Below are 23,642 nucleotides of genomic sequence, written 5' to 3'. Positions count from 1 at the left end.
CTATCGCGCGGCGCGGGTTTGATCACCGGGCCGTTCCCGCGGGCTTGGCCGGGCCGTCCGCCGGCGCGTTCCACCAGCCGCCGCCCAGCGCCTGGTACAGGGCCGCCACATCGGCGTAGCGGGCGGCCTCGGCCTGCAGGCGGGCGAGCCGCGCCTGGGCCTCGACCTGCTCGGCGTTCAGCACCGCCAACCGGCTGATGTCGCCCAGCGCCAGCTGCCGCCGGGCGATCTCCAGGCTGCGGCGGGACGCCGTCTCCGAGGTCTCGGCGGCGGTGAAGGCGTCGGCGTCGGTGGAGAGCGCGTGCAGCACGTCGGCGGTGTTCTGGAAGGCGCCGACCACGGTCGCGCGGTACTGCGCCGCGGCGGCCTCATAGGCCGCCTCCGCCGCCCGCTGCCGGTGCAAGAGCGCGCGCCCCTGGAAGATCGGCTGAGTCAGGGTCGCGGCCAGGCTCCAGAAGTTCGACACGCTGTTGAAGGTGGGCGTCAGGCCGAGCGCGGCGCTGCCGCCGGCGGCGTCGAGCTCGATGCTGGGCCAGCGCGCCGCGGTCGCGACGCCGACCTGGGCGCTGGCGGCGTGCAGCTCGGCCTCGGCGATGCGCACGTCCGGCCGCCGCCGCACCAGCTGGGCGGGCAGGCTGAGCGGCAGCCGCTCCGGCAGGGTCAAGGCCCTGAGGTCGAAGCGGGCGTCCAGCGCCTCACCCGGCGTGCGCCCGACAAGGGCGGCCAGCAGGTCGCGGTTGACGCCGAACGCCTTCTGCAGCGGCGGCAGGGTCGCCTCCGTCTGGGCCAGCAGCGCTTCCTGGGCGGCCACGTCGGCGTCGGAGGTCTGGCCCAGTTCGTGCTGACGCCGCAGCGAGGTCAGGATCTCCCGCTGATCGGCGACGATCGCCTCAGCCGCCGTGACCTGCTCGCGCAGCGCCGCGTCCTGCACGGCGGCCTGGACGACATTGGACGCCAGGGTCAGGCGCGCGGCCTGCAACTCGAAGCGCTGCTGGTCGGCCTGCGCCGCCAGCGACTCCACCGCCCGCCGGTTGGCGCCGAACAGGTCGGGCGTATAGGCGACGCTCACCTGGGTGGTGGTCAGGTTGTAGAGGTCCTCGTTCGATTGCAGGGGGCTGGCCAGGACCGGCGCGACCCGCTGGCGGCTGGGCTGGAGGCTGGCCGAGACGCTGGGGAAATAGGCGCCGCGCTGCGCCCGCACCTGCTCGCGCGCCGACCTCAGCGTCGCCCTGGCGGCCTCGATCGTGGGGTTCTTGCGCAGGGCCTCGGCGACCAGGGCGTCCAGGTCCTGCGAGTGGAAGACGCCCCACCATTCCGCGGGAATGTCCTGGCCGGAGACCAGCTCGGGATGCTGTTCGGCGGCGGTCGGCGGCGCAGCGGCCGGGCCGTAGCCCTCCGATCCGGAGAGCGGGGGGCGCTTGTAGTTCGGCCCGACGGCGCAGGCGCTCAGGAGGGCGGCGCTGGCCGCGAAGAGGACGCCGAGGCGGAGCGGTTGCGGGCTCAATGCTCGTGCTCCTCTTCCGCTTCGACCTCGGTCCGCGCCTCGAAGAAGGTCTCCATGGCGAAGTAGAACGCCGGCAGGATGAAGAGGGTCAAAAGGGTGGCGATGGCCAGGCCGCCCACGACCACGGTGGCCAGGCCCCGCTGGACGTCGGTGCCGACCCCCGTGGCCAGCGCCGCCGGCGCCATGCCGACCGAGGCGACCGTGGCCGTCAGCAGCACCGGCCGGAACCGCTCCGCTGCGCCGGCCACCACCGCCTCGGCGAGGGTCGTGTGGCGCGCGCGCACCCGGCGGATGTTGGAGACCATGATGATCCCGTTCTGCACCGCCACGCCGAAGAGGGCGATGAAACCCACCGCGGTCGCGATGTTCAGCGTCCCGCTCCGCAGATGCAGGGCCACGAGGCCGCCCAGCGCCGCCAGCGGCACCACGCCGAGGATCAGCACCGCGTGGCGCACGGTGCCGAACTGGAAGAACAGCAGGACGGCCATCACCAGGATCACCAGCCCCATCACCACCGACAGCCGCGCCTGCGCCCGCTGCTGGTTCTCGAACTGGCCGGCCCATTCCAGGTGGTAGTGGGCGTGGTCGAACTTCACCTGGGCGTCGATGCGCTTCTGGGCGTCGGCCAGATATTGCGACAGGGCCCGGCCGCGGTTGTCGATGCGGATGGTGATCTGACGCTTGCCCTCCTGGTGGGCGATCGTGTTCTCGCCGGTCTGCAACCGGACATGGGCGACCAAGCCCAGCGGCACCTGCGCCCCGCTGGAGGAGGTCAGGACCAGGGCGGACAGCTTCTGCGGGCTCGAGACCACATCGCTCGGCAGGTGGATGGTGATGTTGTGGGTCTGGTCGGCGTTGTAGATTTGGGTGATCGGCGCCCCGCCCACCGCGTTCTGCACGAGGCTCATGATGTCGGCGACGTTGATGCCGTAGCGCGCCGCGGCCTCGCGGTCGGCCTCGATGACGATCTGCGGCACGGGCGGGCCCTGGAAGAGGGAAGCCTCGCCGGTGCCCGGCGTCTGGCGCAGGACGTCGACGATCTCGTTGCCGACCCGGCGCATCTCCTTGAAGTCGTCGCCATAGACCCGCAGGACCAGCGGGCTGTGGGCGCCGCCCACCATGTCGTTCACCCCGTCGACCATCGGCTGGCTGATGCCGACCTCCATGCCGGGGATCTTGGCCAGCCGGTCGCTGAGCTTCTGGACGAAGGCCGCCTTGGACTCATGGTCCGGCCAACTGCTGTAGGGCGTGAGGCCGACGCCGGATTCGATGTGCGACGGCGTCCAGATGTCGGTGCCCGTGTCGTTCCGCCCGGTCTGGGTGACGATGTAGGAGACCTCCGGAAAGGACCGCACCACGCGGCGAAGTTCGCTCGCCATCTCGCTCGCCTTATCGAGCGACAGGCCCGTCGGCATGTCGACCTGCAGCCACAGGCTGCCTTCGTCGAGGTCCGGCAGGAATTCCCGGCCCACGGTCGCGCCCAACACCAGCACCGCCGCCAGGGTCAAGGCCCCCGCCGCATAGGCCACCGGCAGGTGGGAGAGCAGCCGCGCCAGGGCTGAGCGGTAGCCCGTCCGCAGTTGCTCGATGAAGCGGACCGGCCGGACCACGATCGGCTTCCGAAGCGCCAGGTAGGTCAGGCCGGGGGCGAGCGCGATGGCGTAGAGCAGCGCCCCGAACAGGGCGAACCCCACCGTGTAGGCCATGGGCCGGAACAGCTTGCCCTCGGCGTTCTGGAACGCCAGCAGCGGGAAATAGGCGGTGATGATGATCAGGGTGGCGAAGAAGATCGGCCGGGCCACCTGGGTCGCCGTGCTCACGGCCAGGTCTTCCGGCATCCGGTCGCTGGGCAGCCGTTCGCGCAGGCGCAGCAGGGCCTCGGTGACCACGATGGCCCCGTCGACGATCACCCCGAAGTCGATGGCCCCCAGCGAGAACAGGTTCGCCGGCATGTGCAGCAGGTTCATCAGGATGAACACGGTGGCGAGCGCTATGGGGATGGTCGCCGCCACGATCAGCGCCACCCGCGCGCTGCCCAGGAAGAGGACCAGGATCACGCAGACCAGCACAACCCCCTCGAGGATGGTGCGCGCCACGTTCTCCACGGTCGCATGGACCAGGTTGTCGCGGTCGATGTAGGGGACGATCTTCACGCCCTGGGCGGCGAGTTGCTGGTTCAGGCTGGCGACCCGGGCGTGGATGCGCTGCAGCACCTGGGACGGGTTCTCATACTTCAGCAGGTCGACGATGCCCTCGATGGAATCGGGGTTGTTGTCCTTGCCCAGGATACCCTCGCGCACCTGATGGCCGATCTTCATCCGGCCCATGTCGCGCACGAACACCGGCACCCCATTGTGCTGGGTGACGATGATCCCGCCGATGTCCTGCAGCGTCAGGACGCGGCCGACGCCGCGGACGACGTAGGACTGCTCCCCGCGCGTCACCCGCCCGCCGCCGGCGACGGCGGTGTTGCTGTTGATGGCGCCCACGATGTCGCCGACCGCCACCCCGTAGCGGGTGAGCTGGGCCGGATCGAGCTCCAGCTCGAACTCCTTGGTGTAGCCGCCGAAGTTGTCGACGTTGGCCACGCCCTGCACCTGGTTGAGCGCCGGGATGACGATCCATCGCTGGATCTCCGACAGCTGCATCAGGTTCTGGGTCTCGGACTCCAGGGTGTAGCGGTAGATCTCCCCGGACGGGCCGGAGACGGGATCCAGCGACGGCGTCACCCCGGGCGGCAGCGTCACCTGCGAAATGCGCTCATTGACCCGCTGGCGCTCCCAGTAGTCCTCGGCGCCGTCCTTGAAGATCAGGGTGATCAGCGACAGGCCGAAGGTGCTGCTGGAGCGCATGGCCACCAGACCCGGGGTGCTGCCAAGGCCGCGTTCCAGCGGCGTGGTCACCTGCTGTTCGATGTCTTCCGCCGCCAGGCCGGGCAGCTGGGTGGTGACCTGCACGGTGACCGGGGCCAGCTCCGGATAGGCCTCGATCGCCAACTGGGTCCAGCTGTAGTAGCCGATCGCGGCCAGGACCACGGCCAGCACCAGGAAGGTGCGCCGGTGGTCGAAGCAGTACTGCAGCAGGCGGTTAATCACCGAGCAGGACCCCGCCGCGCACCACCACCCGCTCGCCGGGCTGCAGGCCGGACACGACGCGCGCGGCGGTCTCGGTCTCCTCGCCGATCTGCACGGCGCGGCGCTGGAAGACCCATGGGCGCACCTCGACCAGCACCGAGATGGAATCGTTGTTCATCAGGAGCGCCGACTGCGGGACGGAGACTCCCGTCGCCGCCGGGGCCGGCAGGCGCACAGTGGCGTACATGTTCGGCATCAGCCGCCCGTCGGGGTTGGCCAGCGCGATGCGCACCTTCTGGCGGCGGGTGTCCGGCTCGATCACCGCGTTCGCCTCGCTGATCCGGCCGTGCAGCTTGCGGTTCGGATCGGCGGTCAGGACGATATCGGCCTCCGCGCCCACCGGCGCACGGCCGATGTCGCTCTCGGCGACATTGGCGGTCACGAACACCCGGTCGACGTTGGTGACGGTCATCAGGGTCGCCGTCGGATCGCTCACCTGGGCGCCCGGCGCTATGGCCAGGCTGGTCACCACGCCGTTCTGCGGAGCGGTCAGCACCAGGTCCTTCCCGTGGCCACCCGCGCCGTTCAGCGACGCCAAGCGCGCCTGCGCCCGCGCGAGCTCCGCCCGAGCCTGGACATCGGCGCTCTCGGCCGCCTCCAGGTCCTTGCCGGCCGCGCCGCCCGCCGCCTGCACGCCGCGGGCCCGTGTGAGCGCCTTGGCGGCCAGATCGGCGGCGTCGCGGGCTTTCTCGACATCGGCGTTGGCCTGGGCGTAGTCGCCCGAGGCGATCACCGCCAGCACCTGCCCGCGCTTCACCCTGTCGCCCAGGCCGACCTTCAGCGACAGGACGCGGCCGGTGAGCGGCGTCACCACATTGACCACTCGCGCCGGATCGGCCTCGACGCTCGCCGGCAGGTCCAGGGTCTGGCCGCCGGCCGCGCCGCCCACCGGCTGGACCGTCAGGTGCGAGCGCAGCGGCGAGGCGGCGGGCACCGACAGGAGGCCGTGATCCTCAGTGAACATCGCCGCCGGCGGGGCGGCCGCGGGCTTCTGGCAGGCGCTCAAACCGGCGATCAGGCCGGCGCAAAGCGCGGCGGTCCCCAGGCGGGCGGCGATCTGGATTCGGCGGCTCATCTGGCTTTCCCTCGCCGGACATGCGAAGCGCCCCGGCGCGCTCGGCGAAGGGCGTTGGCGATCCTTCCGAACATCGGCGGCCATCCGCGACGGTTTGATGAAATCGCATCCCCCCGGGGAGGATGTGCGGAACTTGACCTATCCTCCCCCCAGGGATACGTCAAGCCACATGGTTCATGTCAATCACCCCACCCATCCGGACATCATCAAGCGGCTAAAACGCGCCGACGGCCACCTGCGCAACGTCATCGAAATGATGGAAACTGAGCGGCCGTGCATGGACATCGTCCAGCAACTTCACGCCGTCGAACGCGCCCTCGCCGCGGCCAAGAAAACCCTGGTCCACGACCACATCGATCATTGCCTGAGCCACGCCGTCGAGGACGAGACGCGCGAGCCCAGGACCGCGATCGAGGAGTTCAAAGAAATCACCAAGTACCTGTGACACGCCCGTGACCTCCGCTCCCTTCGCCGCCGATGCCCCCGAGCACGAGCATGTCTTCCTGGGCGAGACCCACGCGCGCAACGAGCGCCGCACCTGGCTGGTGATTGGCGTCTGCAGCGCGATGATGCTGCTGGAGATCGCCGGCGGCCTGGCCTACGGCTCCATCGCCCTGGTGGCCGACGGCCTGCACATGTCGACCCACGCCGGCGCCCTGCTGCTGGCCGCGCTCGCCTACACCTTCGCCCGCCGCCACGCTAACGACCCGCGCTTCACCTTCGGCGCCGGCAAGTTCGGCGACCTGGCCGGCTTCACCAGCGCCATCGTGCTCGCGATGATCGCCCTCCTGATCGGCTACGAGGCGGTGTCCCGGCTGCTCGCGCCCGCGCCGATCCGCTTCGGCGAGGCCATCCCGATCGCGGTCCTGGGCCTGGCGGTGAATGTGGTCAGCGCCCTGCTGCTCGGCGCGGGCGGCCATGACCACGGCCATCACCAACATGGCCACGGCCGCGATCACGGCCATGACACCCACGATCATGACCACCACGACCACGGCGATCACCACCACCGCCATACCGACCATCACCGCGACAACAACATGCGCGCCGCTGTGGTCCACGTCATGGCCGACGCCGCGGTTTCGGTGCTGGTGATCGCGGGCCTGGTGCTGGCGAAGCTGTTCGGCTGGCTGTGGATGGATCCCTTGGCCGGGATCGTCGGCGCAGTGGTGATCGCCAGCTGGTCGGTCAGCCTGATCCGCGACACCGGCGCGATCCTTCTCGACATGAACCCCGACCGCACCCTCGGCCAGAGGATGCGCGAGGCGATCGAGGCCGGCGGCGACCGGGTGGCGGACCTGCATCTATGGCGTCTCGGCCCCGGCCACCTGGGCGCCATCGTCTCCGTCGTCAGCGACGAGCCGCGCCCCTGCGCCTACTACCGCGACCGCCTGACGGGCTTCGACGCCCTCTCGCACTTGACGGTGGAGGTCTCCGTCCGCGAGCCCTGATGGCCTGCGCCGCCCATCACAGCGTCAGGCCTGGGGCGCGGCCCGCAGCATGTCGTCGGTGACGAAACGATAGCCGATGCCGGGCTCGGTGATGATCACCTGGGGCTCGGCGGGATCGCCCTCGATCTTCTGCCGCAGCTGGCCGATGAAGACCCGCAGGTACTGGGTGTCCTCCGCGTGCGCCGGCCCCCAGATCGAGATCAGCAGGTCACGGTGCTGCATCACCTTACCGGCGTTCTGCGCCAGCTTGGCCAGCAGGTCGTATTCCCGCGGCGACAGGTGCAGCAGTTTCCCGCCGCGGGTCACCAGCCGGCGCGGCAGGTCGATCGAGAGCGCGCCGGAGGTCACGATGGGCGGCGGGGCCTCGCCGGCGTGGACCCGCTGCCGCAGCGCCGCGCGGAGCCGGGCCAAGAGCTCGCCCACCCCGAAGGGCTTCTCCAGATAGTCGTTCGCGCCGTTGTCCAGCGCCTCGATCTTCTCGGTCTCCCGGTCGCGCGCCGACAGGATGATGATCGGCTCCTGGTAGAACGCGCGCGCCTTGATCAGCACCTGACGGCCGTCCATGTCCGGCAAGCCTAGGTCGAGGACGACGGCGTCCGGCGCGGCGCGGGCGATTTCGCGCAGGCCCTCGGCGCCGGTGTCGGCCCGCAGGGGCTGGAAGCCCGACGCCTCCAGGGCCGCCCGCAGGAAGCGGTGGATCTGCGGCTCGTCGTCGATCACCAGCACCCGGGGATGGTGCGCGTTCATGGCGGGACCTCGGTCCTTGGCCCATGGATCCAGAGCCGGGCGCAAGGCTAGTCGCCTCGGCCATAAGGGCTCCATGCGGAAGCCCGCCCGCGACATCAAGGAAATGCAAGGATCGGGCGCGGGCGCGCCTTGACGTTTTGCTTATCCCCGCCGGCCAATCCCGCATCGAACGCTTACGGGCGGTTGCGCGAAACTGCTCCGTTCCGCGAGGCGCCTTCGCGCCTCATCGTTTCGAGGTTTCGCCTTCCATGCCCCAGGAAATCCCCCCGTCTGTGGGCCACGATCCCACTGAGCGCTGGTATCTTCGGATGATGGGGGCCCATCGGCGCGGCCTGATCCGCTTTTGGCCGGTGACCCTGATCGCCCTGGCGACCGCCGTGGTCCTGGGGCTGACGTCGCCGGATCGCAGCGCGCCCAGCCCGCACCACGCGCCGGCTCAGGCCGGCGGTTTGCCGTAGTAATTCAGCGTCCGGACGAACTGGTCGAGGTCGGCGACATAGAGCCGGAAGGCGTCGAAGACCTTCAGGTCGAACAGGGCCGAAAGCGGCACATAGATGTTCTTGGTCTTCTCGGACGTGGCCAGATAGCCCATGTCGGTCATGGCCTTGACCTTGCGGCGCACGGTTTCCCGCGGGATGCCGGAGGCGTCGCCGATGCCGAAGATCGAGACGCCGATCGAGGCGGTGTCCAGGTAGACATGCTCGATCGACTCCCGGTCGGTGGACGCGGCGCCCAGGTGCAGGATCGCCTGGAAGCAGGTCTCGACCACCACGAAGAAGATCATCACCATCTCGTAGTCATAGGCGAAGATCTGGGCGAACCGGCGGGTCGTCCGTGTGAACTGCCGAATTGAGAAATAGAGGTCCAGGCGCGTGAGGACAGTCATATCCGCGTTGGGATCGTTCATCTGCGCACCCGCCCTCCGCCGCCCGCCTGGAATCGGCCCATTTTGCAGAGGCTTGCGGTGGTGACCAGCCGGCGCGCGCCGATCGGGCCGGCGGCCGGACCATATTGAGCGCGGACGAGCCGGGCTGGGGCTGTGGCGCGGGATCGGCCTTAGGCCTCGCGGGCGATCCATTGCTCGGCGGCGGCGAGCGGCGGCGCACGATCCCGGTCATCGCCCGCCCAGCGTGCGGCGGCCTCCAGGACGCGAACCAGGAAGGCGAAGTTCTCGTCGATGTTGCGTTGCCGGCTGAGCCGGTCGCTGGCCTCCAGGCCGATCGCCCCGTGGACCGCCGCGCGGAAGCACCAGGCCAGTTGCTCCACCTGCGCCGGCGGCGCGCCGCAGGCCTCCAGGGTGGCGCATTCGAGCGCTGTCAGCGCATCCCGCCTGTCGCCGCCGCCTCCGGACCGCGGCAGGCGCAGCAGCGCCGCCTCATAGAGGCCCGGCTGCGCCTGGGCGTAGAGCCGCTGGGATTCGAACATGCCCTGCAGGGCTTCCCGGCCGCGGCTGGCGCCGATCGCCCCCTCCATGAGCTCGACCAGCTCGGCCTGGGCGTTGGCGATCACCGCGAGGCGGACCTCGTCGAGGTCGCGCACCACCCGCAGCAGGGACTCCGGGCGCAAATGGGCGGTGCGGCCGACGGCGGCCAGACTGAGGGCCGCGAGTCCTTGTTCGCGGACGATCTCGGTGGCGATGCCGACGATGCGGGCCCGCAGCAGGTCATGGGCGGGGCGAGCGTTGCGTCGTCGTCCATCCACTCGCATGCGGCCCTCCGTCGATCGGCTTTCGCCAGGTTGGATGCGCCCGCGGTTCGCGCCGCCGCCCCGCCCACGATCCCTGCGGGTCCGGAACGGCGGCGCCGCGACCGGTCAGAAGTGAAAGATGATGTCCCCGGAAAGGACGGCTTCGGTCTTCTTGTTCGGGGCGATCCCGGCGAAGGCGTCCCCGTTGAAGGCCGGCTTGCTCGCCCAGTAGTAGGTGACCTCGGGCCGCACCTCGATCTGCGGGCTGAACCAGTGCTGCAGGCCGATCCCAAGATCTTCGTAGACCGCCGCGACGCCGGTGCGCTGGCCCACCGTGTCGTCGAACCACTCGGTGCGCAGCGAGATGTTGTCCCGTGGCGTCGGCTGATAGTTCCAATAGGCCAGCACCGCGTAGGTGTTGGACCGGCAGGACAGGACCTTCACGTCCTTGCAGAGCGCCGCATCAGGGGCGTTGAACGGGACGTACTGCGGCGAGAACGGCGTGCCGCCGTTGGTGATGGCGGCCACGGCGGTGGGGTTGTTCAGGTTGGGGACGTCGTCCTCGAACGTATTGTAGGCCTCGAAGGAGACGTGAAATTTATCATTGAACTTGTGATAGTAGGTGAAACCGTACCACTGAAGGTTGTTGTACCCCCAGGATCCTTTATTGATGCCGTCCGCACAAAGATAGGCGGCGTCGTGGCCTGTATTGCTTTGGAAGCGCGCGCAGGCCGTGAGCGACGGTGTCGCGCCCGGATCCTTCAGCATCGTGGTCTCGGGAAACAACGGATTGGGATCCGGGTTCGGGATTTTTTCGCCCACGTGCCAGATCGCCGCCTCGGTCCCGACGTTCACGCCGAGCTGCAGCATGACGTTCTTGTTGACCGCCAGCGTCCCCTGGATTCCCTCGTTGGTGTAGTTGTCGAAGGAATAGCCCATCGAGTGGGAGTACATGTAGTTGTTGGGCGCGAGCTGGGCCTCGATGTCTGGGACTGAGATATAGCGTCCCACCCGGATCATCAGGCCATCGGCGACCTGCGGGATGTAGAGTTCCCCGTAGACCATCGGGAAATCGTAGCCGTAGGTGTCGTTCTTCTTCAGAAGCTGGTAGCTCGCGACGCCGTAGGACGTCGTGTAGCGGTAGTCAGTCCCGTAGATGGCCGAGAGCCGGAAGCCCCAGTCGATGTGGTCGGTCTGCACGGTGTCCGGCGTGCGCTCAACGTAGATCACCGCCTGGTCCATCTGCACGGTGTTCGGGCTGAAGTCATAAGCCGCCGGCGCGTTGCCGAACTTGCGGCTGGAGGTGCTGAGGTTGCCGCCGACGTCGACCCAGCCGTAGGCCTGGATACCGGCGTCGCCCATGGCCTGGCCGAGCCCCGTCGGCGCGATCGCCGTCATCAGCGGGCTGTCGACCGAGGCCGTGCGGTTGTTGCCGATCAGCGTCGAGCCGCCATAGGGCCAGTCGGTGAACGGCATCGGCGGGGCGCTCTGCGGCGGAGCGGTCCAGCCCCGCTTCGTCGACGGCGGCGCCTTCGGGTCGGCGGGCGCCCCGGCCTGGCCCCATTCGGCGGCGTAGTACTTGATGAAGCGCTCGACCGGGTTGGAGCCGATCGCCGCGTTCACGGCGTCGACGGTGTAGGTCGACGCCATCGGGGCGTCGGCGTCGACCGCGTAGGCGGTCGCGGCGGCTGTGTCCGCGGGCGCCGGCGGGTTGGCGGCCGTGGCGGGGTCAGCCTTTGCCGCATCGGCGGCCGCGGCGAGCGCCAAGGCCGTGGCCAGCGCTCCCAGATGGCTCACCCGGCGATAGGATGGGCCCATCGCCTTGCGCGGGCTCACCGCAACCTGCTGCTTCCACATAGATATTCAAGCCCCTGTACTGGCCGCCGGTTGGTTGGCGGCGTCGGTTGACCCCTGGGCGAGGCCGAGACCAAAGGGGTCGCCTCACGCGCCCATCCAGCCTCATCCCCAAAGCCGCCGCCGCACCTGGCCGAAGCCTAGGAGGTCAGAACGACTCTACAATGCCCAATATGGTGCGATCTGAGATAGTCGGGGGGCCATAAGGGAACAATGTGGCCCTGCGTGATCCGCGTAAGGGCGTCGTAAGTTTTTCAGGTAATATTTTTATATATCAATATGATACGGTCGATCCGGTGATCGCGCCACTGCCCGCTAACACGGCGGCTGCCGTTGAATAATGGGCATATTTACACCATTATGGGCAACAGAAGTGAGTTCTTCAGGCGAGGGACTCCCAGACGCAGAAAGGGAACTGACGTGCGTTTCAATGTGAAGGCGCCGGCGGTCATCGGCGCGCTTGTGAGCGGGGCCCTGCTCGGGTCGCCCGTGCGGGCCGCGGAGCCGACGAACCTGCCGGTCTACGAAGTGGCGGCCGCTTCGCCGCCGGTCACCCGCGTGATCGGTCCGGTCCGCGTGCGGGAGTGCCATGTCGACGCCGCCGATGCGCGGGGCGCCGCCTTGGCCAAGCTGAGCCAGAAGGCCGCCGCCGAGGGCGCCAACGGACTGGTGAACGTCCGCGTCGAGGTGGGCGAAGCCAACCAGCGCACCATCAAGAACGGGGCGCCCAACCCCTGCCTCTTCCAGACCGTCGCCAAGGGCGACGCCGCCGTCCTGGCCGGCGCGGCGCAACTGGCCAACCAGCGCCAATAGGCCCTTCCAAAGCCGCCGGGCCATGATGGCCCGGCGGCCTCCTTCCCGAGGCCCGCGGCGCGCCGCGCTGGCTCAGCGCCCCCGGCGCGCGGACCTCCAACCTCACAGATAGGACAATCCGAACAGCACGAAGCGCGCCCCCGGCTTGCGGGGACGCGCTCGCGTCGCTTCGGAAAGGCCGCCGGATCAGAACCGGTAGGTCAGGTCCACGCCCGCGGTCAGCGGCTGGTTGGTGACGATGCGGTTGAACGAGGCGCTGGGCAGGGTCTCCTGGAACAGGCTCTCCAATTGGGCGTGCTTGTTGAAGATGTTATTGGCGAACACCGCCGCGCCCCACCCGTCCGTGGACGTGATCCCCGCCCGCAGGTTCGTCAGGTCGTAGCCCGGCAGCGGGACGTACTTGCCGTTCAGCGAGAACCCGAATGGGAACGCGAGCGAATAGCGCTGGCCGACATAGGCGCTCTCGATCCGCGCATTAAAGGCGTACTTGGCGGTGAGGTCCTTGGAATAGCTCAGGCCGACATTGCCGTTCACCGGCGCCACGTCCGACAGCTTGTTCGAGGGCGTGATCTGCCAGTGCGGGCCCGGATCGACCCAGGCGTTGGTGAGGCCGAGCGAGGCGTCCAGCTGGAAGCCGCCGCCCAGGATGGCCCGGCCCTCAAGCTCGCCGCCATAGATGGTGGCCTTGTTGCCATTGATGTTCAGCGCCCAATCGCCGGGCAGCGCCTCAAGCTGGATGTTCTCCCAATCCTCGTAGTAGAGGCTGGCGTTGACGATCAGCCGGCGGTCGAAGAACCGGGCCTTCTCGCCGACTTCAAAGCTCCACACCGAGTCCGGCTGGTAGCTGGTCGGCCACTTGCCGCCCGGGAAGTTGTAGGGGGCGAAGACCGCGCTCCAGTAGGGCCCGGTGACCGGATAGACCGCGTTGCCGCCGCCGGGGCGGAAGCCCTTGGCGATGGTGGCATAGACCATCAGGTCGCTGTCGAACTTGTATTCCAGGTTGAACTTCGGGTTGAAGCCGTCCGCCGACTGGCGGATCAGGCCGGACACCGAGGGCGTCGCCGCGCCCAGGCCGGAACCCCAGCCGCTGATCGACGAGGAGAACTGGTAGTCGTAGCTGTACCAACGCAGGCCGACCGTGGCCTTCAGCTGGTCGGTGATGTCGTAGGTGGCCTCGCCGAACACCGCGTACTGGACGAGATGGGTCGGCGACTTGGCGACGAACCAGGCGGTGGTGGTCGCCGGCGCGAAGGTGCCAAGGTCCATGTAGGCGGACGGGTTGGAGGTCGTCCCGTCGAAGTTCCAGACGGCGGAGAAGTCGCTGTAGAAGGCGCCGCCGACCCACTTGAGCTTGCCCTCGCCCCGCGAGGCGAACCGCAGCTCCTCGCTGAACTGGTGCGACGGGTCGTCTTCCTTGCCGGACACCATGCCGCTGCCGTTCGGCCCGTAGTAACCGGGGTTCGGCAGGCCGTTGTTGGAGGCGAAGGTCGCCCCGGTGTTCGGGTTGTTGAAGTCCTCGCTGCCGTCCTCGACCTGGGTCGAGCGGCGGCTCCAATAGGCCGTGCTGGACGTCACCGAGAACGGGTCGAAGTCGTAGTTCACGGTCAGGCTGCCGGTGGTGATCCGGTCGGTCAGCGGCTCGGCGATGTCGAAGGGCTGGTAGTGCGCCATCGTCCCCGGATCGCTGTCGTAGGCGCTGATCCCGTCCTGCTTGCTGGTTTGGTAGAAGAACGAGGGCGTGATGGTCAGCTGATCGGTGGGCTGCCAGAGCAGGGTCGCGCGCACCGCATAGGCCTGCTCGTCGTTGGCGCCCTTGTAGTCCTTCTGCACCGGCGCGGCCTGCACATTGCCGCGGGTCGAGCCGTCGGCGCTGGGCAGCGGGAAGTCGCCGGGCGCAGCCACGATCCGGTCGATCCAGCCGCTGGTGTAGGCCTCGGTCCCCACCAGCCGCAGCGCCAGCTTGTCTTGCACCAGCGGGATGTTGAGCATGAAGTTGTCGGTATGGTTGAAGCTGCCGCCTTCCGTCGCCGACAGGATGCTCTGGGCGGAGGCATGGAAGCCGGTCGGGTCGGGCTGGTTGGTGATCAGCCGCACCGTGCCGCCCATGGAGCCCGCCCCATAGAGGGTGCCTTGCGGCCCGCGCAGCACCTCGACGCGGTTGAGGTCATAGAGCGTGGGATCGATCACCACCTTGCCGTTCTGGGCGCCGGCCGGGGCGGTCAGAGGGATATCGTCGAGATAGAAGCCCACCGTCGCGGAGTTGCCGCCGCTGGAGGTCATGCCGCGCAGCTCGATCTCCGTCTGGCCCGGCCCCTCGCTCTTCAGGGAGACGCTGGGGGTCGACTGGGCCAGGTTGGCGAAGTTGGTGACGCCACGGGCTTGCAGGTCGTTTCCACTGACCGCGGAGATGCTGATGGGGGTGTCCTGCACCGTGGAGCTGCGCTTCTGGGCGGTGACGATGACTTCCGACACCGAGGCGGCGGAGTCGTCAGCCGCGGCCCCGTCGGCCGCCGCGCCTTCAGCATGGGCCGCCAGGGCGAGGCTCAAGGCCGTGCTGCTCAGCAAGGCGATGGCGGTGAGTTTCCGGTTGGTCTTCATATCTGGCGCCCCTTTCGGAGATCCCAGAGTCCCGTCCTCGCCCTACCCTCGCCCCGACGGCGCGGTGGGTCGGATCCGCGGGTTCGGTCGCCCGGCGAAGCGCGGCGACAGCCCTGGCCGGAGTGGACGGTGGTCTGAAAATCTCCCCTAAATCGCGATGTTGCGATGCAACAAAGAGGTACCAGCGGGGGCCGTCAGCGTTCTATTCGTGGCGGGGGAGACACCGTAAGGAGAACGTAAGCCTTCGTCGTCCGTAGCCGGCTGAAGCGTCTGAACAGGTTTTGCAGGCTCCGGCGCTGGAAACCCCCGCATCTCGCGTCCGGCCGGTCCCGAAGCGCGGCTTTGGGGGACAGAACCGGCCCGAAAAGCGCGAAACCTGGCCGCGCTTGGCGATCGGGCGAAGGTCGCACGATACGCCGTCTTCCCCGATTTCGGGGCGGCGCCGGGGAATGCCTGAAGTCTGGGCGCATCTCTGGACCTCGATCCGCGGACTGACGTTCCTTTGGGTTCGCGGGCTGGACGAAGCCCCGGCGGCGACTTACATATCGAGCGGTATGGAAACCGAGGTCCTTACAGCCCACCGCGGGCGTCCCCGCGAGTTCTGCGTCGACAACGCGTTGGCTGCGGCCTTGCGCGTGTTCTGGACCAAGGGCTATGAGGGCGCGTCCCTTACCGACCTCACCGAGGCCATGGGCATCACCCGGCCCAGCCTCTACGCCGCCTTCGGCAACAAGGAGGCCCTGTTCCGCAAGGCGCTGGACCTCTACGAGCACGACAAGCTGGCCTATGTCGGCCATGCGCTGACCGCGCCCACCGCGCGCGGCGTCGCCGAGCGGATGCTGCGCGGCGCCCTCGATCTGCAGATGGGCTCCGACCCGAAGGGTTGCCTGGGGGTCATCAGCTCGGTGAGCTGCGGCTCCGAGGCCCAGTCCATCAAGGCCGAGGTCGTGGCGCGCCAGGAATCGTCGTACGCGGCCCTGTTGCGGCGCTTCGAGCAGGCCAAGGCGGATGGCGACTTTGCGGATCACATCGATCCCGCTGGCTTGGTCCGCTACCTGACCGCCGTGGGCCAGGGCCTGTGCATCCAGGCCGGCAACGGCGCGCCGGCGGAAGACCTCCAACGGATCGTCGAGACGACCCTCGACCTCTGGCCCGGCCGATAAGACCTTCCATCAACGCCTGAAGTTTTTCTGTACCGATAGGTATGGAATGGCCTTGACGCACTGCAACATGACCCCATATTTGCTACCGAGCGGTACGGAATTTTAGGGGGCCGAGTTGCGGTCGCCCTCCGTTGAGGGAGCGTCTCATGTCCAATTTCCTCTCCAAGAGCGCGGTCTCGCTGGCCGCCCTGATCCTCGCGGGCTGCGGCGCCGCCGCCCAGACCCCGGCGCCGGCCGCACCGCCGCCCGCCGTCACGGTCACGCCAGTGACCTTCAAGACCCTGCCGCAATGGGATGACTTCACCGGCCGGCTGGAGGCGGTGGACACCGTCGCGCTCCGTCCGCGGGTGGCCGGCGAGATCACCGCGACGCCCTTCGAGGACGGCGCCCGGGTCCACAAGGGCCAGCTGCTGTTCCAGATCGATCCCAGGCCTTTCGTGGCCGAGGTTGACCGGCTGGACTCCGAGACCGAAAGGGCTCGCGCCAAGGCCCAGCTCGCCGCCGCCGACGCCGACCGCGGCCAGCGCCTGCTGGCGCAGTCGGCCATCGCCAAGGAGGAAGCCGAGCGTCTGACCTCCGACGCCCGCTCCGCCAAGGCGGACCTCGGCGCGGCGGAGGCCTCACTGCGCACCGCCCAGTTGAACCTCAGCTTTACCCGCGTGGTGTCGCCGATCGACGGGCGGGTCTCCAAGGCGATGATCACCCGGGGCAACCTGGTGACGCCCGCCGACCTCCTGACCACGGTGGTCTCCGACGGGCCGATCTATGCGACGTTCAACACCGACGAGCAGACCTACCTGAAGTACGCCAAGGCCCAGCGCAGCGGGGCCGGGCCGGTCTACATGGGCCTGATGACCGAGCCGGGCTTCCCGCACCTGGGCAAGCTGCACTTCCTCGACAACGCGGTGGATGCGCACTCCGGGACGATCAGCGGCCGCGCGGTGTTCGACAACGCCGACGGCGCCTTCACGCCGGGCCTCTTCGCCCGGGTGCGGCTGGTCAGCCAGGACGCCCAGTCGGTGGCGCTGGCGCCTGAGCAGGCGCTCGGCACCGACCTCGGCAAGCGCTACGTCCTGGTGCTTGGCGCCGGCAATCACGTCCAGTACCGCCCGGTCACCCTGGGCCGCGCGGTGGGCGAATACCGCGTGATCCTGGCCGGGCTGCAGCCGGGCGACAAGATCGTCACCAGCGGCCTGCAGAAGGTGAAGCCCGGCGACGTGGTCAACCCGCAGATCGTCGCCACGCCAATCAACACCGCCGAACTCGCCGCCCTGCAGCCGACCGGCTGATCCCCCAGGCCTCGGCCGCACCACCAGACCGGACGCGCCTGACGGCGGCGCGTCCGGAGCCTTCAACTCACCCTGCCCGAACCCCTCCAGATCGGCGCCTCGCCATGACCTTTTCCGACTTCTTCGTCAGCCGCCCGCGCTTCGCCGTGGTGCTTTCGATCATCATCTTCGTGGCCGGCCTGATCGCGCTGCCGATCCTGCCGATCGGCGAGTACCCGGAGGTCGTGCCGCCGACCGTGGTGGTGCGCACCGCCTTCGCCGGCGCCGACACCAGCGTCATCGCCGAGACGGTGGCCGCGCCCCTGGAGCAGTCGATCAACGGCGTCGAGGGGATGCTCTACCAGTCCTCGCAGTCGACCCCGGACGGCGCCATGGCGCTGACCGTGACCTTCGCGCTCGGCACCGACCCGGACAAGGACCAGGTGCTGGTCCAGAACCGCGTCGCCCAGGTGCTCTCCAAACTGCCGCAGGAGGTCCAGCGGATCGGCGTCACCACCACCAAGGCCTCGCCGACCCTGGTCGAGGTGGTGCACCTGACCTCCGACGACAGCCGCTACGACATGGGCTACCTGGCGAGCTACGCCCAGCTCCATGTCAAGGACGCGCTGACCCGCGGCTATGGCGTCGGCGACGTGCAGATGTTCGGCCAGGGGCCGTACTCCATGCGCATCTGGCTGGACCCGGAGAAGCTCGCCTCGCGGAGCATGACCCCGGGCGACGTGGTCGCCGCATTGCGCGAACAGAACGTGCAGGTAGCCGCCGGCCAGGTGGGCGCCCCGCCCGCGCCCGGCCAGGCCGACTTCCAGATTTCGGTGAACACCCAAGGCCGGCTCGAGACCGAGCAGCAGTTTGGCGAGATCATCATCCGCGCCGGCCCCAACGGCGAGATCAGCCACCTGCGCGACGTGGCCCGCATCGAGCTGGGCTCCGACAGCTATGCGCTGCGCGCGCTTCTCGACAACAAGCCGGCCATCGCCCTGCCGGTCTTCCAGCGCCCGGGCACCAACGCCCTGAAGATGGCCGACGGCGTCAAGGCGACCATGGACGACCTCGCCAAGGACTTCCCGCAAGGCGTCCACTACCACATCGTCTACGACACCACCGGCTTCGTGCACGAGTCCATCAACGCGGTGGTGCACACCCTCTTCGAAGCCCTGATCCTCGTCGTCCTGGTGGTGATCCTTTTCCTGCAGAAGTGGCGCGCCTCGATCATCCCGCTGGCCGCTGTGCCGGTCAGCCTGGTGGGGACGCTGGCCGTCCTCCTGGCCCTGGGCTTCGGGCTGAACGCGCTGACCTTGTTCGGCCTCGTCCTGGCCATCGGCATCGTCGTCGACGACGCTATCGTGGTGGTCGAGAACGTCGAGCGGAACATCGCGCTGGGCCTGCCGCCTGTCGAGGCGACCCGCAAGGCGATGCGCGAGGTCACCGGGCCGATCGTCTCGACCGCGCTCGTGCTCTGCGCGGTCTTCGTGCCCACCGCCTTCATCACCGGCCTGACCGGCCAGTTCTACCGCCAGTTCGCGCTCACCATCGCCATCTCCACGGTGATCTCGGCCTTCAATTCCCTGACCCTGTCGCCGGCCCTGGCCGCGGTGCTGTTGCGCGGCCACGACGCGCCGAAGGACCGCTTCGAGCAACTCATCGACCGCGCCTTCGGCTGGCTGTTCAAGCCGTTCAACCGCGCGTTCGCGGCCATGTCGCGATCCTACGTCGGCGGCGTCAGCCGGCTGGTGGGCAGGAGCTCGATCGCGCTGGTGATCTACGGCCTCCTGATCGGCCTGACGGTCTTCGCCTTCGCCAAGACCCCGGGCGGCTTCGTGCCCCAGCAGGACAAGCTCTATCTCGTGGGCATCGCCCAGCTACCGGACGCGGCCACCATCGACCGCACCGACGCGGTGATCCGCAGGATGAGCGACATCGCGCTGAAGACGCCCGGCATCACCCACGCCGTGGGCTTCCCCGGCCTGTCGGTGAACGGCCTGGTCAACAGCCCCAACTCAGGCGCGGTCTTCATGCCGCTGGAGGGCTTCGACAAGCGCAAAGGCAAGGACCAGTCGGCCGCCGCCCTCGCCGCCGAGCTGAACCAGAAGTTCGCCGCCATCCCCGACGCGACCATCGCCGTCTTCCCGCCGCCGCCCATCCAGGGCCTCGGCACCATCGGCGGCTTCCGGATGCAGATCGAAGACCGCGCCGGCCTGGGCTCCGACGCCCTCTATCAGGCGACCCAGCGGATCGTCGCGGCGGCGTCGAAGGACCCGGCGCTGACCGGCGTCTTCTCCGGCTACCAGATCGGTGTGCCGAAGATCCGCGCCGACGTGGACCGCGAAAAGGCCCGCGCCCAGGGCGTCTCGCTCACCGACCTCTTCGAGACCATGCAGGTCTATCTGGGCTCGCTCTACGTCAACGACTTCAACCGCTTCGGGCGCACCTATCCGGTGACCGTCCAGGCCGACCAGCGCTTCCGCCTGCAGCCCGAGGACCTCCTGCGCCTGCAGACCCGCAACGGCGCGGGCCAGATGATCCCGCTGGGCGCCTTCGTCACCACCCATGAGACGACTGGGCCGGAACGCACCGCGCACTACAACGGCCTGCTGACCGCCGAGATCAACGGCGGCCCGGCGCCCGGTCACTCGACCGGCGAGGCGCAGAAGGCGCTGGAAACCATCGCCGCGCGCGAACTGCCGTCCGGCATGGGCTTCGAATGGACCGAGCTGACCTACCAGCAGATCCTGGCGGGCAACACCGCGGCCCTGGTCTTCCCGATCTGCGTGCTGTTGGCCTTCCTGGTCCTGGTCGCCCAGTACGAGAGCTGGAGCCTGCCGCTGGTGGTCATCCTGATCGTGCCGATGTGCCTGCTCTGCGCGCTCACCGGCGTCTGGCTGACCCACGGCGACAACAACGTCTTCACCCAGATCGGGCTGATCGTGCTGGTGGGGCTGGCCTGCAAGAACGCCATCCTGATCGTCGAGTTCGCCCGCGAGCGGGAGCATGAGGGCGAGAGCCTGCTGCAGGCCATCCTCGACGCCTGCCGGCTGCGCCTGCGTCCGATCCTGATGACCTCGCTCGCCTTCATCATGGGGGTCTTCCCCCTGGCGGCCGCGGTCGGGGCCGGAGCGGAGATGCGCCGCGCCATGGGCGTCGCGGTCTTCTCCGGCATGCTGGGCGTCACCCTATTCGGCCTGGTGTTCACCCCGGTCTTCTACTGGACCATCCGCCGCCTGACCGGCGCGAAGGGCGACTTCGGCAAGGCCCGCCGGGTCCGCGCGGCCACCGCCCCGGCCGAGCCGGTTCCCGCCATCGCAACCCCTCCCAAGGCCTGAGGCCACCCCATGAGCCTGTTTCGCACCCTCACCCTGTCGGCGTCGGCCCTGGTGCTCGCCGCCTGCGCGGTCGGCCCGCACTATAAGGCGCCGAGCCCCGCGCCGGTGGCGCTGGCCCAGCTCGACCCACACCTCACCGCCGCCGCGCAGCCCCCGTCCGGCGGCTGGTGGCGGGCGTTCGGCGACCCGGAGCTGGACAGCCTGGTCGACCGGGCGCTCGCCTCCAATCTCGACGTCAAGATCGCCGTCGACCGGGTGAAGGAAGCCCGCGCCCTGTTCCACGACGCGGAGCTGGACTACGCCCCGCGCGTCACCACCGACGCGACTTACTCCCGCAGCAAGGAGCAGCAGCCGGGCTTCACGGCCAACCGTGAGGACATCAAGGCGGCTGACATCGGCTTCGACGCGACGTGGGAGATCGACCTCTTCGGCCGGGTCCGCCACCAGGTGGAGTCGGCCCGCGCCGACGCCCAGGCCGCCCGCGCCGACCTGGCCTCCGCCCAGGTCACCGTCGCCGCCGAGGTGGCCCGTAACTACCTGGAGCTGCGCGGCGCCCAGACCCGCCGCGCCGTGGCCGAGGAGAACGCCCGCACCCAGAGCGACACCCTGCGCCTCACCGAGATCCGCTATCAGATCGGCCCCGGCGACCCGGTGGACGTGGAGAGCGCGCGGGCCCGGCTGAGCGCCACCGAGGCGGTCATCCCAGCCCTGCGCACCGCCGAGGCCCAGGCCGCGCATCGCCTCGCCGTGCTGATCGGCCAGCGGCCAGGCGCGCTCGACGCCGAACTCGCCGCGCCGGCGACGCCGGCCCCTCAGACGGCCGGGCCGACCGCCATCCCGATCGGCGACGCCGCCCAGTTCCTGCGCCGCCGCCCCGACGTGCAGGCCGCCGAGCGGTGCCTGGCGGCGGAGACCGCGCGGACCGGCGTCGCCACCGCCGACCTCTTCCCGCGGCTCAACGTCACCGGCTTCGTGGGCTTCCTGTCCGGCGACCTCTCCGGCCTGTTCAAGAGCGGCAGCCGCGCCTGGGCGGTGAGTCCGACGCTCACCTGGCCCGGCCTCGACATCGGCGGCGCCCACGCGCGCCTGCGGGCGCAGCAGGCCCGCGGCGACGAGAGCCTGGCGCAGTACGACCAGACCGTCCTGCGCGCCATCGAGGACCTGCAGAACGCGCTCGTGGCCTATCGCGAACGCCAGGTGCAGGTGGTCAGCCTCAGCCAACAGGTGGAGGCCTCGCGCCGCGCCGCCGACCTGGCCCACATCCGCTACCAGGAAGGCCACATCGACTTCCTGCGCGTGCTGGACGCCGAGCGCACCCGCCTCAGCGCCGAGGACGATCTCGCCCAGGCCGAGACCGAAGCCAACGTCGACGTGGTGTCGATCTACAAGGCCCTCGGCGGCGACGTGACCCCGGTCGCCCAGGCTTCGGGCAGCAAGGCGCAGGTCGTCGCTAGCGCCGGATTGTGACGGCGCCGCTCAGCCCGCCTTCACCTCCAGCACGATCTTGCCGGGAACGTTGAAGGCGGCGATCCGTGGGCCCGAGGATACGCAGGCCGGGTCCGGGCGTTGCACGAAGCTCAAGCTTCGCGGCGAGACCGGTTCAAAGCATGGCCGACCATATCTTCCTGGGCACGGCGGGCTGGTCCGTTCCGCGCGACGTCGCCGACGCGTTCCCCGCCGAAGGCTCGGGCTTGGAGCGGTACGCCGCGCGGTTCAACGCCGTGGAGATCAACTCGACCTTCTACCGCAGCCATCGCCCCCAGACCTTCGAACGCTGGCGCGCCGCGACGCCGGGCGGATTCCAGTTCGCCGTGAAGGTCTCCAGGGCGATCACCCATGAAGCCCGGCTGATCGGCTGCGGGCCACGCCTCGCCCAGTTCTTCGACGAGATCGCACCGCTGGCGGGGAAGCTCGGCCCGATCCTCGTCCAGCTCCCGCCGAGCCTCGCCTTCGACCCCGGCGTCGCGGCCGATTTCCTCGCGGAACTTCGCCGCCAATGGGGCGGCCCCGTAGCCTTGGAGCCGCGGCATGCGAGCTGGTTCGGGGCGCAGGCCGCTGCCCTGCTGGCCGCCCACCGCATCGCCCAGGTCGCCGCCGACCCGGCTCGCGTCGCCGCGGCCGGCGTCCCTGGCGGCGATCCCAGCCTCGCCTACTGGCGGCTGCATGGGTCGCCGCGCATGTACTACTCACCCTACGGGCCGACCGCCCTGGAGGCCCTGGCTTTGGCGATCGCCAAAGCCCACGCCCGCGACGCCTGGTGCGTCTTCGACAACACCGCCAGCGGCGCCGCCGCCGCGAATGCGCTCACGCTGGCGGCGAAGCTCTCGCGGCCCGCGAAAGACCGGACGGGGCCGGACAAAGGCTGAGGCGTGGTCGCCTTCCCGACCCAGGAACACTCGCAGTCCCGAGGTGTTTGCGCATCCACACGGATAGGAGATTCCCACCATGGCCACCGCCCAAGCCAAATCCTCAGCCAGCCGAACCAAATCCGGCCGCAAGCGCCGCACGAGCCGGCGCGACCCGCTGGCAATCAGCCTGCTGAAGAAAGACCACCGCGAGGTCGAAGGCTGGTTCGACGAATACGAGCAGCTGGAAAGCGACGCCGAGAAGCTGGATCTGTTCAACCAGATCGCGCTCGCCCTGAAGGTCCACACCACCATCGAGGAGGAGATCTTCTATCCCGAGGAGCGCGGCGACGTCGAAGAGGACATGCTCGACGAAGCCTATGTCGAGCACGACGGCGCCAAGAAGCTTATCGCCGAGATCGAGGCCATGAAGCCTGGCGAGGAATTCTACGACGCCAAGGTCAAGGTGCTGGGCGAGTACATCAAGCACCACGTCAAGGAAGAGGAGCAACCCGGCGGCATCTTCGCCCAGGCCAAGAAGGGCGACGAGGACCTCGACGCCATGGGCGAGCGCCTGAAGGTCCGCAAGGACGAGCTGATGGCCCAGATGGGCGGCAAGGCGAACTAGCCGGATAGCGCGGGCGAGGCGGCGAAATCCGCCTC

General features: G+C 69.1%; 18 protein-coding genes. 10 read left to right on the top strand and 8 right to left on the bottom strand.

Going from position 1 to position 23,642, the window contains the following annotated elements:
* Positions 1-22: 22 nt before the first annotated feature.
* The 3 genes from E8A49_RS09895 to E8A49_RS09885 are packed head-to-tail and all read right to left on the bottom strand — an operon-like array spanning position 23 to position 5,713.
* Positions 23-1,504, bottom strand: a complete 1,482-nt coding sequence (locus E8A49_RS09895) for an efflux transporter outer membrane subunit (RefSeq protein WP_293379900.1) — start codon at positions 1,502-1,504, stop codon at positions 23-25.
* On the bottom strand, positions 1,501-4,599 hold the full coding sequence (locus tag E8A49_RS09890) for a CusA/CzcA family heavy metal efflux RND transporter (protein ID WP_293379897.1): 3,099 nt from the start codon (positions 4,597-4,599) through the stop codon (positions 1,501-1,503). The genes E8A49_RS09895 and E8A49_RS09890 overlap by 4 nt, the downstream gene beginning before the upstream one ends.
* A complete protein-coding gene (locus tag E8A49_RS09885) occupies positions 4,592-5,713 on the bottom strand; it encodes an efflux RND transporter periplasmic adaptor subunit (RefSeq protein WP_293379894.1) in 1,122 nt (373 codons plus the stop codon). Before E8A49_RS09885 ends, E8A49_RS09890 begins: the two co-directional genes overlap by 8 nt.
* Positions 5,714-5,882: 169 nt before the next feature.
* Between E8A49_RS09885 and E8A49_RS09880 the strand changes: the two genes are divergently transcribed.
* Positions 5,883-6,158: a metal-sensing transcriptional repressor gene (locus E8A49_RS09880; protein WP_293379891.1), complete on the top strand. Its 276-nt coding sequence runs from the start codon at positions 5,883-5,885 to the stop codon at positions 6,156-6,158.
* Positions 6,159-6,165: 7 nt separating this feature from the next.
* Complete coding sequence (gene dmeF / locus E8A49_RS09875; RefSeq protein WP_293379888.1) at positions 6,166-7,164, top strand: CDF family Co(II)/Ni(II) efflux transporter DmeF; 999 nt, start codon at positions 6,166-6,168, stop codon at positions 7,162-7,164.
* Positions 7,165-7,188: 24 nt separating this feature from the next.
* Here dmeF and E8A49_RS09870 read toward each other — a convergent pair whose 3' ends face one another.
* Positions 7,189-7,911, bottom strand: coding sequence for a response regulator (locus tag E8A49_RS09870; RefSeq protein WP_293379885.1), 723 nt, complete (start codon positions 7,909-7,911; stop codon positions 7,189-7,191).
* Between the two features lie 248 nt (positions 7,912-8,159).
* Here E8A49_RS09870 and E8A49_RS09865 point away from each other — a divergent pair, with 248 nt between their 5' ends.
* Complete coding sequence (locus E8A49_RS09865; protein ID WP_293379882.1) at positions 8,160-8,369, top strand: hypothetical protein; 210 nt, start codon at positions 8,160-8,162, stop codon at positions 8,367-8,369.
* Here the strand turns inward: E8A49_RS09865 and E8A49_RS09860 are convergent.
* The 3 genes from E8A49_RS09860 to E8A49_RS09850 form a co-directional block, all read right to left on the bottom strand.
* Positions 8,348-8,818, bottom strand: a complete 471-nt coding sequence (locus E8A49_RS09860; RefSeq protein WP_293379879.1) for a hypothetical protein — start codon at positions 8,816-8,818, stop codon at positions 8,348-8,350. The genes E8A49_RS09865 and E8A49_RS09860 overlap by 22 nt on opposite strands.
* A gap of 149 nt (positions 8,819-8,967) precedes the next feature.
* Positions 8,968-9,618, bottom strand: coding sequence for a TetR-like C-terminal domain-containing protein (locus E8A49_RS09855; protein WP_293379876.1), 651 nt, complete (start codon positions 9,616-9,618; stop codon positions 8,968-8,970).
* Positions 9,619-9,723: 105 nt separating this feature from the next.
* Positions 9,724-11,454, bottom strand: a complete 1,731-nt coding sequence (locus E8A49_RS09850; protein ID WP_293379873.1) for an outer membrane beta-barrel protein — start codon at positions 11,452-11,454, stop codon at positions 9,724-9,726.
* 417 nt (positions 11,455-11,871) lie between these two features.
* Here E8A49_RS09850 and E8A49_RS09845 point away from each other — a divergent pair, with 417 nt between their 5' ends.
* Positions 11,872-12,264 (top strand): hypothetical protein, encoded by a 393-nt coding sequence (locus tag E8A49_RS09845; protein ID WP_293379870.1) that lies wholly within the window; start codon positions 11,872-11,874, stop codon positions 12,262-12,264.
* Positions 12,265-12,450: 186 nt separating this feature from the next.
* Here E8A49_RS09845 and E8A49_RS09840 read toward each other — a convergent pair whose 3' ends face one another.
* Complete coding sequence (locus E8A49_RS09840; RefSeq protein ID WP_293379867.1) at positions 12,451-14,862, bottom strand: TonB-dependent receptor; 2,412 nt, start codon at positions 14,860-14,862, stop codon at positions 12,451-12,453.
* Between the two features lie 554 nt (positions 14,863-15,416).
* Here E8A49_RS09840 and E8A49_RS09835 point away from each other — a divergent pair.
* The 6 genes from E8A49_RS09835 (at position 15,417) to E8A49_RS09810 (ending at position 23,607) form a co-directional block, all read left to right on the top strand.
* Positions 15,417-16,025 (top strand): TetR/AcrR family transcriptional regulator, encoded by a 609-nt coding sequence (locus tag E8A49_RS09835; RefSeq protein WP_293379864.1) that lies wholly within the window; start codon positions 15,417-15,419, stop codon positions 16,023-16,025.
* A gap of 146 nt (positions 16,026-16,171) precedes the next feature.
* Positions 16,172-17,314 carry an efflux RND transporter periplasmic adaptor subunit gene (locus tag E8A49_RS09830; RefSeq protein ID WP_293379861.1) on the top strand — a complete coding sequence of 381 codons (1,143 nt, stop codon included), beginning with the start codon at positions 16,172-16,174 and terminating at the stop codon, positions 17,312-17,314.
* 104 nt (positions 17,315-17,418) lie between these two features.
* Positions 17,419-20,634, top strand: coding sequence for an efflux RND transporter permease subunit (locus E8A49_RS09825; RefSeq protein ID WP_293379858.1), 3,216 nt, complete (start codon positions 17,419-17,421; stop codon positions 20,632-20,634).
* Between the two features lie 9 nt (positions 20,635-20,643).
* Positions 20,644-22,101: an efflux transporter outer membrane subunit gene (locus tag E8A49_RS09820; protein WP_293379855.1), complete on the top strand. Its 1,458-nt coding sequence runs from the start codon at positions 20,644-20,646 to the stop codon at positions 22,099-22,101.
* A 140-nt stretch (positions 22,102-22,241) separates the two neighbouring features.
* Entirely contained in the window at positions 22,242-23,000 is a 759-nt protein-coding gene (locus E8A49_RS09815; RefSeq protein WP_293379852.1) for a DUF72 domain-containing protein, read from the top strand.
* A 79-nt stretch (positions 23,001-23,079) separates the two neighbouring features.
* Complete coding sequence (locus E8A49_RS09810; protein WP_293379849.1) at positions 23,080-23,607, top strand: hemerythrin domain-containing protein; 528 nt, start codon at positions 23,080-23,082, stop codon at positions 23,605-23,607.
* Positions 23,608-23,642: the final 35 nt, after the last annotated feature.

It is taken from the genome of Phenylobacterium sp. (assembly GCF_004799515.1).
GTDB lineage: Bacteria > Pseudomonadota > Alphaproteobacteria > Caulobacterales > Caulobacteraceae > Phenylobacterium.
This window is presented reverse-complemented; position numbering and strand designations above follow the sequence as displayed.